Annotated in this window: 10 protein-coding genes, 1 tRNA gene, 2 rRNA genes and 3 pseudogenes; 8 read left to right on the forward strand and 8 right to left on the reverse strand. The window is 58.7% G+C overall.

All coding sequences use genetic code 11. From position 1 onward, the window contains the following. The first annotated feature begins 132 nt into the window (after window positions 1-132). Window positions 133-1,104, forward strand: a complete 972-nt coding sequence (locus OKW35_RS41715) for a potassium channel beta subunit family protein (RefSeq protein WP_429555094.1) — start codon at window positions 133-135, stop codon at window positions 1,102-1,104. A 119-nt stretch (window positions 1,105-1,223) separates the two neighbouring features. Beyond that, window positions 1,224-2,069 (forward strand): 23S rRNA (adenine(2030)-N(6))-methyltransferase RlmJ, encoded by an 846-nt coding sequence (locus OKW35_RS41720; RefSeq protein ID WP_184062159.1) that lies wholly within the window; start codon window positions 1,224-1,226, stop codon window positions 2,067-2,069. A 77-nt stretch (window positions 2,070-2,146) separates the two neighbouring features. Here OKW35_RS41720 and OKW35_RS41725 read toward each other — a convergent pair whose 3' ends face one another. The 4 genes from OKW35_RS41725 to cueR form a co-directional block, all read right to left on the reverse strand. Next, window positions 2,147-3,187 carry an ABC transporter substrate-binding protein gene (locus OKW35_RS41725; RefSeq protein ID WP_429555095.1) on the reverse strand — a complete coding sequence of 347 codons (1,041 nt, stop codon included), beginning with the start codon at window positions 3,185-3,187 and terminating at the stop codon, window positions 2,147-2,149. Window positions 3,188-3,412: 225 nt separating this feature from the next. Beyond that, window positions 3,413-3,721 carry a hypothetical protein gene (locus tag OKW35_RS41730; protein ID WP_429406788.1) on the reverse strand — a complete coding sequence of 103 codons (309 nt, stop codon included), beginning with the start codon at window positions 3,719-3,721 and terminating at the stop codon, window positions 3,413-3,415. 287 nt (window positions 3,722-4,008) lie between these two features. Beyond that, complete coding sequence (locus tag OKW35_RS41735; protein ID WP_429406790.1) at window positions 4,009-4,155, reverse strand: DUF3563 family protein; 147 nt, start codon at window positions 4,153-4,155, stop codon at window positions 4,009-4,011. 295 nt (window positions 4,156-4,450) lie between these two features. After that, entirely contained in the window at window positions 4,451-4,873 is a 423-nt protein-coding gene (gene cueR, locus OKW35_RS41740) for a Cu(I)-responsive transcriptional regulator (RefSeq protein ID WP_018418651.1), read from the reverse strand. A 134-nt stretch (window positions 4,874-5,007) separates the two neighbouring features. On the opposite strand from cueR, the gene OKW35_RS41745 reads away from it, so the two are divergent. Both OKW35_RS41745 and OKW35_RS41750 read left to right on the forward strand, forming a co-directional pair. Continuing rightward, complete coding sequence (locus OKW35_RS41745; protein WP_090803824.1) at window positions 5,008-5,211, forward strand: heavy-metal-associated domain-containing protein; 204 nt, start codon at window positions 5,008-5,010, stop codon at window positions 5,209-5,211. An 11-nt stretch (window positions 5,212-5,222) separates the two neighbouring features. Beyond that, complete coding sequence (locus tag OKW35_RS41750) at window positions 5,223-6,146, forward strand: dTDP-4-dehydrorhamnose reductase family protein (RefSeq protein ID WP_429555096.1); 924 nt, start codon at window positions 5,223-5,225, stop codon at window positions 6,144-6,146. Between the two features lie 59 nt (window positions 6,147-6,205). Here the strand turns inward: OKW35_RS41750 and OKW35_RS41755 are convergent. Then, a pseudogene (locus tag OKW35_RS41755) lies at window positions 6,206-6,397 on the reverse strand (transposase domain-containing protein); the annotation flags it as partial. Between the two features lie 403 nt (window positions 6,398-6,800). Here OKW35_RS41755 and OKW35_RS41760 point away from each other — a divergent pair. The 4 genes and pseudogenes from OKW35_RS41760 to OKW35_RS41775 all read left to right on the forward strand — a co-directional run. Beyond that, a pseudogene (locus tag OKW35_RS41760) lies at window positions 6,801-7,153 on the forward strand (IS110 family transposase); the annotation flags it as partial. A gap of 75 nt (window positions 7,154-7,228) precedes the next feature. Next, window positions 7,229-7,387, forward strand: a pseudogene (locus OKW35_RS41765) (IS3 family transposase); the annotation flags it as partial. A 122-nt stretch (window positions 7,388-7,509) separates the two neighbouring features. After that, a complete protein-coding gene (locus tag OKW35_RS41770) occupies window positions 7,510-8,604 on the forward strand; it encodes an IS630 family transposase (RefSeq protein WP_184069115.1) in 1,095 nt (364 codons plus the stop codon). Further along, the gene (locus tag OKW35_RS41775) at window positions 8,601-8,843 is read left to right on the forward strand and encodes a DUF6429 family protein (protein WP_090812276.1); all 243 of its coding nucleotides are present in this window, start codon (window positions 8,601-8,603) and stop codon (window positions 8,841-8,843) included. The genes OKW35_RS41770 and OKW35_RS41775 overlap by 4 nt, the downstream gene beginning before the upstream one ends. A gap of 257 nt (window positions 8,844-9,100) precedes the next feature. On the opposite strand, the gene rrf is transcribed toward OKW35_RS41775, so the two are convergent. From rrf to OKW35_RS41790, 3 genes are all read right to left on the reverse strand, one after another. Continuing rightward, window positions 9,101-9,214, reverse strand: a 5S ribosomal RNA gene (gene rrf, locus OKW35_RS41780). A 227-nt stretch (window positions 9,215-9,441) separates the two neighbouring features. After that, window positions 9,442-12,323: ribosomal RNA gene (locus tag OKW35_RS41785) — 23S ribosomal RNA — on the reverse strand. A 346-nt stretch (window positions 12,324-12,669) separates the two neighbouring features. Continuing rightward, window positions 12,670-12,745: transfer RNA gene (locus OKW35_RS41790), tRNA-Ala, on the reverse strand. Between the last annotated feature and the right edge of the window lie 83 nt (window positions 12,746-12,828).

Below are 12,828 nucleotides of genomic sequence, written 5' to 3' on the forward strand. Positions count from 1 at the left end.
GACTTTGCTATTGTGCATGAACCCTGTGAACGACATAGGTAAAACGCACATCGAGCCGTATCTCTTTAAACTGGACGCTTTCGGGCTGAATCCGGGCTCCATTCCCGTGGCATCACCAACCAGGAGACATGCATGAATTATCGACGTCTGGGCCGCTCGGGCCTGCAAGTGAGCGAGTTGTCCATCGGCTCATGGGTCACGTACGGCAACCAGGTGGATCACCGCGCCGCGCGCGAATCGCTTGCCGCGGCGCGCGACGCGGGCGTCAATTTCTTCGACAACGCCGAAGTCTACGCGGGCGGCAAATCCGAGGAGATCATGGGCCATGCGTTGAAGGAGCTCGCGTGGCCGCGCGTGAGCTACGTCGTGTCGACGAAATTCTTCTGGGGACTCAACGAAGCGCCGAACCAGTACCACACGCTGAACCGCAAGTACCTGATGAACGCGATCGACGCGTCGCTGAAGCGCCTGCAGCTCGACTATGTGGATCTCGTGTTCTGTCATCGTCCGGACCCGAACACGCCGGTCGAGGAAACGGTGTGGGCAATGAGCGACATGATCGCGCGCGGCAAGGCGCTGTACTGGGGCACCTCGGAATGGAGCGCCGACGAGATTCGCGCCGCCTATGAAATCGCCGAGCGGCATCATCTGCACAAGCCGGTCATGGAGCAGCCGCAATACAACCTGTTTCACCGCAAACGCGTCGAGCAGGAATACAAACGGCTCTACGAGGACATCGGCCTCGGCCTGACCACGTGGAGCCCACTCGCATCGGGTCTGCTCACCGGCAAATATCGTGACGGCGTGCCAGCCGACAGTCGCGCGCAGTTGCAGGGCTATGACTGGCTGCGCCAGCAGCTCACGGACCCGACCCGGAACAACGTGGTAGGCCAGCTCGGCGCGGTCGCCGACGAGCTCGGCTGCACGGTCGGTCAGCTCGCGATCGCGTGGATTCTGAAGAATCCGAATGTCAGCACGGTGATCACGGGCGCCTCGCGGGTCGAACAGATCGGCGAAAACATGCAGTCCGCCGAGGTGGCCGAGCGCATCACACCGGAGATAAAGCAGCGGATCGGGGAGATCATCGGCGACGCGCACGAGTAATCGCGCGCGCAGCGCCACGCACCGGGTGGCTAACCGGTCACGCGCGGTCGCGTACAATACGCGACCGCGCGTCGCCGGCTCCTTCGGGCCAGCCTGCGCTCTCTCAGCGTCCTCTCATCATGCTCAGCTACCGCCACGCCTTTCATGCCGGCAATCACGCCGACGTTCTGAAACACGCCGTCGTGTTGCAGCTCCTGCGCTACCTTGGCCAGAAGGACAAGGCCTACTGGTATATCGACACGCACGCGGGCGCCGGCGTTTACTCGCTGAAGGAAGGCTACGCGACGAAGACCGGCGAGTTCGAGACGGGTATTGCGAAACTGTGGGGCCGTAACGATCTGCCGCCGCTGTTCGCCGAATACGTCGATGAAGTCAGCGCGCTCAATGCCGATGGCCAGTTGCATTTTTATCCGGGCTCGCCATATCTTGCGTGGCGACAACTGCGCGCGCAGGATCGTATGCGGCTCTTCGAATTGCACAGCACCGAAATCGACGTGCTGCGCCACAATTTTCGCGACGCGGGCCGACGAGCAATGCTGTATGCGGGCGACGGCTTCGACGGGATTCTCACGCTGTTGCCGCCCGCGCCGCGCCGCGCGCTGATCCTGCTCGACCCGTCGTATGAAGACAAGCGCGATTACGGGCGCACGCTGCGCTGTGTCGAGGAAAGTCTGAAGCGGTTTCCGACCGGCACGTATGCGGTCTGGTATCCGCAGGTCAAGCGCCCTGAGTCGCAGCGCTTTCCCGATCAACTGAAGCAGTTGCAGAAGGACAACTGGCTGCACGTCAGCCTGAGCGTCAGCAATCCGCCGGAAGACGGCTATGGGCTGTTCGGTAGCGGCATGTTCATCCTGAATCCGCCGTATACGCTCGCCAAGACGCTGAAGGATCAGATGCCATGGCTCGTCAAAACGCTCGGCGAGGACAAGGCTGCGACGTTCAAGGTCGAATATCGCGGCAATTGAACGTGATGAGCGGCGCGTGAGCGTGCCGCGCGCGGTTCCCCGTCAGCTGTCTTGCGCAACCCGATCTCCGCATACGCTCACTTGAACTGCGCGGCCGCCTTGCTCGCGAACTGGTTCGTATAGGTAGCACCCAGATCGATCTTCTTCGGATCGAGCCGGCTATCGAACGACGACAACGCGCGCAGCGACGTCGCCGGGCCATCAGCGGGCATCAGTCCGTCCGGCGAATACGCGTCGCGCACGTTGTGAAAGGCGTCGAGATAGAGCGTCGGGTCGCGCAATAGATAGGCTTGCGGCACCATCTTCAGCAGATCCGCGTCGCTCGCAGTCTGCAGCCAATGATCCGCACGCACGATCGCGTTGGTCAGCGCCTGCGTTGTCTTCGGATTTTTCTGGATGAAGCTTTCGGCCGCGTAAAGCGTCGCCGCGGGCATCATGCCGCCGAACACCTCCTGCGTGCCTTTCACCGTGCGCGTATCGACAAGCACCTTGATGGCGCCGCTACGCGTGAGCTTGGTCATCATTGGATCGACATTGGACAGCGCGTCGATCTGCCCACTGCCCACCGCGGCCAGCACCGTCGCGCCGCTGCCGACACCGATCGCCGAAATGTCGCTGCGCTGCACGCCGGCCTTGCGCAACGCAACGGTGAGCACGAGATCCGTCGACGAACCCGGTGCGCTCACGCCGACCTTCGCGCCTTTGAAGTCCGCGAGCGACTTGATCTGATTGGCCTTCGACTTCACCACGCCGATCACGATCTGCGGTGCGCGGCCCATCAACACGAACGCGCGATAGTGCTGCCCCTTCGCCTGCATGAACAACGTGTGCTCGAACGCGCCCGCGCCGACTTCGGCGCTGCCGCCCACCACCGCTTCGAGCGCTTTCGAGCCGCCCGCGAAATCTTCGAGCGTGACGTTCAGGCCTTCGTCCTTGAAGTAGCCGAGCTGCTGTGCGGCGAGGACCGGCAGATAGTACAGGCCAGGTAAGCCGCCGACGGCCATCGTCAGTGTCGGCATTTCCGGTGTGTCCTTCGCGAACCCAGCGCCGGGCAACGCAGCCAGTGCGAGCAGCATCACGCAGGTGCGCGTCGCACGCTGCATCCATTGATTGAGCATGGTGACGTCTCCTTGTTGTGTTTTCCGTTCGAAGCAGTGACGCAGGCGCACATGCCGAGATCGAAGCTCACGGCGGCGAGGCGCGCAACGATTGTCGTCGGACGGTTTCACGGACGCCATGCGCCCAAACCCGAATGAGATTGTCGGGTGCGAGGCAAGCTGGCGTATGGGGGAGAAACGGGACCGCGCAGAAGCACCGCCGACGATCTCTCGCGCCGTCGGTACCTATTGCGGAAGGGGCACCGCTCGAGGCATCGGCCGCGGCACGCCACCACCCGTCGGCAACTGGATATACGGCGCGACCACGAACGGCGGCGACGATTCCGGAGGCAGCTCGACCGGTGCCGCGATTGGCGGCGCGGCGACGATCGGCTCCGGCGCAGGCGGCGAGCTCAGCAGTACGGTACCGCTCTGGCCATTATTGACGCCGCCAAGCGTATCGAGGATCACGGCGGGACGCCCGTTATCGGACACCGCGAATGCGTCCGACGCGGCGCAGAGGGCGGCGAGCGTCGCCATGGCGGCTGCGGCCATCACGGCTCGGAAAGTTTGCAGCGAACGGACGGAGGACATGGACAGCCCGATTGGTTATGAATGCCGTCTTGCGCGAAAAACGCCATACATTACCGCGGGCCGCGTTACGAAGCTAGTCGATATTCGCCATCAGCAGCTTTCTTGCGCCGTTCACTCGAAAAAACGTCGAAGGGACACGCGGATTTCGATGTCCAGATACGACAAAGCCCCGCTTTGACGGGGCTCGACATTGGTACTGCACGGCCGCGCAAAAGCAGGCGCCGCCAGGTCAAACTCAAAGCGGAAACTTACAGCGAATAGCCGTTGGTTTCGAGCGAACGGATGCGCTGTTCGAGCTGAACGATATCCGACGACGAGGCGAGATATGCCTCACGACGGCTACGTTCCGCGGTTTCGAACCAGTTGCTGAGCGTCTCAAGAAGGAAGGCAAACATGATGTTCTCCAAGGATCAGATCGAATCCCCGGTGATTTGGCATCAGGGATTTCCCGTAAAAGGGTTAACCCGTATTATAGCCTTAAGGTGCAACCTGAACAGTGAAATGCCCGCATGGTGTGCATTCCGTTTTGGAATAGTGCACTCGAAAGGTGCAATGCAGTTTCTGATTTTATTGCGATTCATCCAGGCGTCCTTTAAGTGGACATCGTTTTCGCAATTTTTATGCACACTTTCGGTGCATGAATCGCTCGACCTTGAGAATCGGCAGGCTGGGTTGCACTTCGATCAGCCGCTAAAGCGGGCGACAACCTTGTCCGGATACAAGATCGGTGTCCGCCAGTCGCTCGATAATCGGACAATCTGGCCGGTCATCACCATGGCAATGATCGGCCAGATGCGCGAGAGTGTCGCGCATGTCCGTCAGTTCGGCGATGCGGCGATCGAGTTCGGCGACATGTTCGAGCGCGATCCGCTTTACTTCGGCACTTGCACGCGAGCGGTCGTGCCATAGAGCAAGCAGCCGCCGGATATCCTCGACCAGAAATCCGAGCCGGCGAGCCTGGCGAATAAAGCGCAAGGAATGCACTTCCTGCGGGCCATACACGCGATAACCGGCACTCGTGCGCGCCTTCGCAGTCAATAGGCCGACGCTTTCGTAGTAGCGGATCATTTTTGCCGTAACGCCCGACACGCGGGCCGCTTCGCCTATGTTCATGACTGTTTCCTCAAGGTTGCGGCTGAACTCCAATCGATCCTACACCTTCCCATGGTGGGAAGGTCAGCTACCCAAACAGGGTACGGCAGGCATAATTCGACTATCCGCAATCTGATTCCGCCGAGGTCTTTGCAATGACAATCGAACTCCATGTAGAAGGCATGAGCTGCCAGCACTGCGTTGCCGCTGTCACGAGCGCGATTCGCGAGCACGACGCCGCCGCGCAGGTTCAGGTGGATCTCGCGACCGGCCGCGTGCTCGTGGAGTCGGCGCAACCCGTCGATGCGCTGAAGGCCGCGATTGACGAGGCCGGATACACGGTCACGTCTGTGCGCTGAGGGTGCCGCGCATGTTCAAGGTTGCCGTAATAGGTGGTTCCGGATTGCTCGGCCGCGCGCTCAACGACGAACTCGCGCGCCAAACCGGCTGGCAGACCGTCTCCACCGCATATAGCCGAACGTCTCCGCGAATGGTCGCGTTGGATGTTCGCGATAGCGTTGCGGTCGAGCGTTTCATCGACCGCGTAGCGCCGGATGCCGTCGTGATTGCCGCGGCGGAGCGCCGTCCCGATGTATGCGAGCGCGATCCGGCGCTTGCTCGCGCGCTGAACGTCGATGCCGTGCGAATGATCGCCGGGGCGGCGAACCGACACGGCGCGTGGACACTGTCGATCTCGACCGACTACGTGTTCGACGGCACGCACCCGCCCTATCGTCACGACAGCACACCTGCGCCGCTGAACGCGTACGGACAGAGCAAGCTCGAAGGCGAGCGAGCGCTGACCGACACGGCCGAGGGCGGATGCGTGCTGCGTCTGCCGCTGCTATATGGTCCGATCGTCAGTTGGTCGGAATCGGCCGTGACTAGCCTCGTGCCGGCGATTGCAGCGGCGGCGGCGCCGGGGGCCGAGGCTGCCAGGATGGACGCTTGGGCGATCCGCTATCCTACGTTCACGCCCGATGTCGCTTTCGTGATCCGACAGATGCTCGAGCGGCACGCGCGCGGCGACACGGTCTCTGGCATCGTGCAATGGTCGGGCGACGAACCGATGAACAAGTACGAGATCGCCATGCGCCTGGCAGAAGCGTTGCAACTCGACGCGCGCCTGACGCCCCAGCGCACACCCACCGACGCGACGCCGCGCCCGCACAACTGTCATCTGGCATCGAGCCGTTTAGAGGTACTCGGAATCGGCCGACGCACGCCTTTCGATATGGCGATCCGGGAGGTGCTGGCCGCGTTTCCGTGGCAGGGACAGGCAACTTCCGTATGATCCGGCGCCTTGCGTGCGTACGGTAAGCGGCTGGCGAACCCACGTTGACGAACGGTGAATCAGGCGACAGCGGTAAGAGGTTGCCAGTTATGTGGCAGCAATGCGGCGATGTCGCTTGCCCTGTGGGTGGGCGGTCGTGTCCCGATGTCTTTCAGATATGCGTGGGGTTCATGACCGTTCAGTTGCGCTGAGCGGATGAGGCTCATGATTGCGGCCGCACGTTGGCCAGCGCGCAGCGACCCGGCGAACAATCAGATCCTATGTAGCGTGAGAGTCGTCAAGGCCCGAGTCGTAAGATTGACCGTGCCAAGGTTTGCTCAACGGAGGGCATCATGGACGCAAATCACGTTACCGGACCAACATGCTGAGGGCGTCATCCTGGCAGTGTCGCTTGAACTGTCTGCCGCCCAGTGGAAGGTCGCGCTTCACGACGGATTCAGGGAGAAGCCGGCGGTCCGCACGGTCGGCGCGCCACAGGCGAACTTGCGACTGCAGGCCGTTCTCGAACTCATCGCGCAGCACAAGCAGAAGTGGTCGCTGCCGTCGAACGAGCTAGCGTCAAGACTAATGGGATGGACGCCCCCACCCGAAGCGGCATCAATGTGCCAAAGTGGATGTGTCGAAGCAACCACCTGACCGAGGGGAGCGCCCATCGTGAAGATTACGACAGTTGGCATCGATCTGGCGAAGAACGTTTTTGCCGTCCATGGTGTAAATGAGCATGGTCGAACGGTGCTGAAGAAAGTGCTCAAGCGAAATCACGTTGCGGACTTCTTCGCCAACCTCCCCGCTGCGTGATCGGGATCGAAGCGTGCGCCAGCGCGCACTATTGGGCCCGCAAGCTGCAGGCCATGGGCCATACGGTCCGACTGATTGCACCGCAGTTTGTCAAACCGTACGTCAAGACGAACAAGAATGACGCGGCGGATGCTGAGGCAATCTGCGAGGCAGTCGCGCGGCCGAACATGCGTTTCGTGCCGGTCAAGAGCATCGAGCAGCAATCGGTGTATAGGCAACTTGATGAGCAGGGACTTCAGGCGGCGAGTTTCTGCTGAACCCGTTGATCGTCTTTCACCGGTCAGTACGCCAACCACGATGAAGCACGGCGCGACATCAACCAGTACATCGTCGGTTTTTACAACGCAGTACGCTTGCATTCGACTTTGGGCTATCTGTCGCCCGTTGCCTACGAGGCAAAACCGACAGTAAAAGAACCTATCAGCCTGTCCGAAATAACTTGACCACTACATCCTTGTGTCCTTAGATACGTGCGGGAGGCTAGTGTCCTGAGTTAAAAATTCATTGAATGATGCCGATCACGTACTAAAGTGTCCTGTGTAGCACTTGATACGCGGAGGCAACGATGAGTGGACGGTCCAAAGGGGAACTCGTGCTGAGCGATTCGGAGCGCGAAGACCTGCAAGCGCTGACGATGCGACGCAAGACCGCGCAGGCCCTGGCATTGCGGGCGCGCATCGTGTTGGCCTGTGCCGATGGCATGGACAACAAGACAGTTGCGGCGAAACAGCGGGTCACACAGCAAACGGTTTCGAAGTGGCGGGCGCGATTCGTGAGCCATCGTGTGGACGGCCTGCTTGATGCACCACGGCCCGGCGCACCGAGGACGATTGATGACGCGCGCGTCGATGCGGTCATCGCGAAGACGCTCGAGTCCGTGCCTGTCGGAGCGACTCACTGGAGCACGCGCACGATGGCTCGCGAAATGAAATTGTCGCAGACAGCGGTCACACGAATCTGGCGTGCTTTTGGCTTGCAACCGCATCGGCAGGAGACGTTCAAGCTCTCCAGCGATCCGATGTTCGTCGACAAGGTGCGGGATATCGTCGGGCTTTACCTGGACCCGCCGCTCAAGGCCATGGTGCTGTGCGTGGACGAGAAGAGCCAGATTCAGGCGCTCGATCGCACGCAACCCATGTTGCCGTTGGCACCCGGCATCCCTGAGCGACGTACCCACGATTACATGCGCCACGGTACGACCACCCTGTTCGCGGCGCTGGACATCGCTACTGGTGAAGTAATCGGCGAGGTACATCGGCGCCATCGCAGCAGCGAATTTGTGCGCTTTCTGCGCACCATCGAAGCCAGCGTGCCGTCTTACCTGGAGGTGCATCTGGTAATGGACAACTATGGCACGCACAAAACGCCCTCGATCAAAGCCTGGTTCGCTCGTCATCCTCGCTTCCATGTTCACTTCACACCCACCTCGGCGTCGTGGCTTAACCAGGTCGAACGATGGTTTGCCGCGCTCACTGAAAAATACCTTCGACGCGGTACGCATCGGTCGACACGTCAACTCGAAGACGCGATCCGTCATTATCTGGATGTCTATAACGCGAACCCCAAACCGTTTGTCTGGAGCAAGTCGGCCGATGAGATCCTGGCCAGCCTCGAACGGTTTTGTGTGCGCGTCCGCAAGGCTGCGGCAGGAGCATCATGAATATCAATACCGACGCAATTGATGAAGTTTCCCTCGCGCTCCTCTACCTGACCCTGCATGACCGATACCGTGCATGGAAGGGCTTCGACTGGGATGTGCTGAACCGGCTCCATGAACGAGGCCTCATCGAAGACCCAGTCAACAAGACGAAGTCCGTGATCTTTACGGAAGAAGGACTGCGCGAGTCCGAGCGACTTTTTAATCAGCACTTTGTCATTCCGGAAAGAACAGAGAATTGATTCAACGAACTTCTAACTCAGGACACTAGCGTTGAGCGCGGGAACGCCACCGAGCAGCGCTCGGGACGCGCTAGACGCTTGTTTGTGCGCAGGTCGTATGCGCAAAAACGCGTCGATCAACAGGCTACTTTTGGCAGTGGCTGGCAACGGCGTCCGACCACGCTTATTGTTCGTGCCCGGTCGAGCATGTTGTTGTTGATTTGGCCGCGTAAACGCAAAAACCCCACCGCGGCGGGTGGGGTTTCTGACTGGGGGGAGCCTGACGATTACCTACTTTCACACGGGCAATCCGCACTATCATCGGCGTGGAGTCGTTTCACGGTCCTGTTCGGGATGGGAAGGGGTGGGGCCGACTCGCTATGGTCATCAGGCATGACGGGTTGCTGCGTCGCAGGGCTGGAGTCAACCGGTTGCGCCACAGCCAATCGGGAAGAAGCGTAAAGGATTCGAGTGTGGGGGGTTGTGTTGTTTCTGGCACAACACTGAATCCCAACCGTGCGTTTCTGTTGGCTCCCGCGGGAGTTCACACCAATCCCCTTCGGGGATCGGACCCGCGTAAGTGCTGAAGCACTACCGCGGGTCGAGACACACCTGTTATAGGATCAAGCCTTACGGGCAATTAGTATCAGTTAGCTCAGTACATTACTGTACGTGCACACCTGACCTATCAACGTCCTGGTCTTGAACGACCCTTCAAGGGGCTCGAAGCCCCGGGGATATCTCATCTTAAGGCGAGTTTCCCGCTTAGATGCTTTCAGCGGTTATCTCTTCCGAACATAGCTACCCGGCGATGCCACTGGCGTGACAACCGGTACACCAGAGGTTCGTCCACTCCGGTCCTCTCGTACTAGGAGCAGCCCCCTTCAAATATCCAGCGCCCACGGCAGATAGGGACCAAACTGTCTCACGACGTTTTAAACCCAGCTCACGTACCTCTTTAAATGGCGAACAGCCATACCCTTGGGACCGGCTACAGCCCCAGGATGAGATGAGCCGACATCGAGGTGCCAAACACCGCCGTCGATATGAACTCTTGGGCGGTATCAGCCTGTTATCCCCAGAGTACCTTTTATCCGTTGAGCGATGGCCCTTCCATACAGAACCACCGGATCACTATGACCTGCTTTCGCACCTGTTCGACTTGTCAGTCTCACAGTCAAGCACGCTTATGCCATTGCACTATCAGCACGATTTCCGACCGTACCTAGCGTACCTTCGTACTCCTCCGTTACACTTTGGGAGGAGACCGCCCCAGTCAAACTGCCTACCATGCACTGTCCCCGACCCGGATCACGGGCCAAGGTTAGAACCTCAAACAGATCAGGGTGGTATTTCAAGGACGGCTCCATTGAGACTGGCGTCCCAACTTCATAGCCTCCCACCTATCCTACACAGACCGGTTCAAAGTCCAATGCAAAGCTGCAGTAAAGGTTCATGGGGTCTTTCCGTCTAGCCGCGGGGAGATTGCATCATCACAAACACTTCAACTTCGCTGAGTCTCGGGAGGAGACAGTGTGGCCATCGTTACGCCATTCGTGCAGGTCGGAACTTACCCGACAAGGAATTTCGCTACCTTAGGACCGTTATAGTTACGGCCGCCGTTTACCGGGACTTCAATCAGGAGCTTGCACCCCATCATTTAATCTTCCGGCACCGGGCAGGCGTCACACCCTATACGTCCACTTTCGTGTTTGCAGAGTGCTGTGTTTTTATTAAACAGTCGCAGCCACCAGTTTATTGCAACCCTTTCACCCTTCTGGCGCAGGCCAGTCAGGCTATGAGGGCGTACCTTATCCCGAAGTTACGGTACCAATTTGCCGAGTTCCTTCTCCCGAGTTCTCTCAAGCGCCTTAGAATACTCATCTCGCCCACCTGTGTCGGTTTGCGGTACGGTCACTGTGAAACTGAAGCTTAGAGGCTTTTCCTGGAACCCCTTCCAGTTGCTTCGCCACCGAAGTGGCTCGCCTCGCACCCTTGAATCCCGCGCCCGGATTTGCCAAAGCGCCTTCTCCAATGCAAGGACCGGGACTTCCAACACCCGGACAACCTTCCGCGATCCGTCCCCCCATCGCATTTCACAATGGTGCAGAAATATTAATCTGCTTCCCATCAGCTACGCATTTCTGCCTCGCCTTAGGGGCCGACTCACCCTACGCCGATGAACGTTGCGTAGGAAACCTTGGGCTTACGGCGAGGGGGCCTTTCACCCCCTTTATCGCTACTCATGTCAGCATTCGCACTTCCGATACCTCCAGCACACTTTCCAGTGCACCTTCGCAGGCTTACGGAACGCTCTCCTACCATGCACATTACTGTGCATCCGCAGCTTCGGTATATGGCTTAGCCCCGTTACATCTTCCGCGCAGGACGACTCGATCAGTGAGCTATTACGCTTTCTTTAAAGGGTGGCTGCTTCTAAGCCAACCTCCTGACTGTTTTAGCCTTCCCACTTCGTTTCCCACTTAGCCATATTTGGGGACCTTAGCTGGCGGTCTGGGTTGTTTCCCTCTTGACACCGGACGTTAGCACCCGATGTCTGTCTCCCGTGATTGCACTCTTCGGTATTCGGAGTTTGCTATGGCGTAGTAATCCGCAATGGACCCCACAACCATGACAGTGCTCTACCCCCGAAGGTGAGACACGAGGCACTACCTAAATAGTTTTCGGAGAGAACCAGCTATTTCCAGGTTTGTTTAGCCTTTCACCCCTATCCACAGCTCATCCCCTAACTTTTCAACGTTAGTGGGTTCGGTCCTCCAGCACGTGTTACCGTGCCTTCAACCTGGCCATGGATAGATCACCTGGTTTCGGGTCTACACCCAGCGACTGGACGCCCTGTTCGGACTCGCTTTCGCTACGCCTGCCCTAATCGGTTAAGCTCGCCACTGAATGTAAGTCGCTGACCCATTATACAAAAGGTACGCCGTCACCCCTTCGCAGAGGCTCCGACTGTTTGTATGCATGCGGTTTCAGGATCTGTTTCACTCCCCTCCCGGGGTTCTTTTCGCCTTTCCCTCACGGTACTGGTTCACTATCGGTCGATCACGAGTATTTAGCCTTGGAGGATGGTCCCCCCATCTTCAGACAGGATTTCACGTGTCCCGCCCTACTTCTCGTACACCCAGTTCTTCCATGCTGTTTTCGTCTACAGGGCTATCACCTGCTATGGCCGCACTTTCCAGAGCGTTCGACTAACAATACGGATAACGTGTACCGGCTGATCCCATTTCGCTCGCCACTACTCTGGGAATCTCGGTTGATTTCTTTTCCTGCGGTTACTTAGATGTTTCAGTTCACCGCGTTCGCCTCACGCAGCCTATGGATTCAGCTACGGATACTCCATTAGGAGTGGGTTTCCCCATTCGGACATCTCCGGATCAATGCTCGTTTGCCAGCTCCCCGGAGCTTTTCGCAGGCTACCGCGTCCTTCATCGCCTGTGATCGCCAAGGCATCCACCACATGCACTTGTTCGCTTGACCCTATAACGGGTGTGTCTCTGTGTCGACCCACGTTAGCGCTTTAGCGCTTACGTGGGTCCCATCCCCGGAGGGGATAGACGCACTCGCTACAGGTTGAGTATTCGTGTTGCGCCGTATTCCAAAGCAATCTTTCGATCACCTTTAAAATACATCGATACAATCACAACCCTGATTCACCTACTCACACACCCATCTCCAGGTATGCTTTCGTGAATCTCTTTACTACTTCTTCCTGATTGTTAAAGAACGGCAGCCGGTATGAAGCCTGTGCCTCATACCGCTCTGACTGGCTCAATCGCCAATGCGCAACGCTCTGCCTTCATGCAGAACCCTGCGCATTGAGGATTGGTGGAGGATGACGGGATCGAACCGACGACCCCCTGCTTGCAAAGCAGGTGCTCTCCCAGCTGAGCTAATCCCCCAGTCCCACAGATACTCCAGCGGCCCCAGCCCTTCAGCTCACCAGACAAGACACTGGTGGGTCTGGATGGATTCGAACCATCGA

This window comes from Paraburkholderia sp. MM5477-R1 (assembly GCF_050436385.1).
Classification (GTDB): Bacteria; Pseudomonadota; Gammaproteobacteria; order Burkholderiales; family Burkholderiaceae; genus Paraburkholderia; species Paraburkholderia tuberum.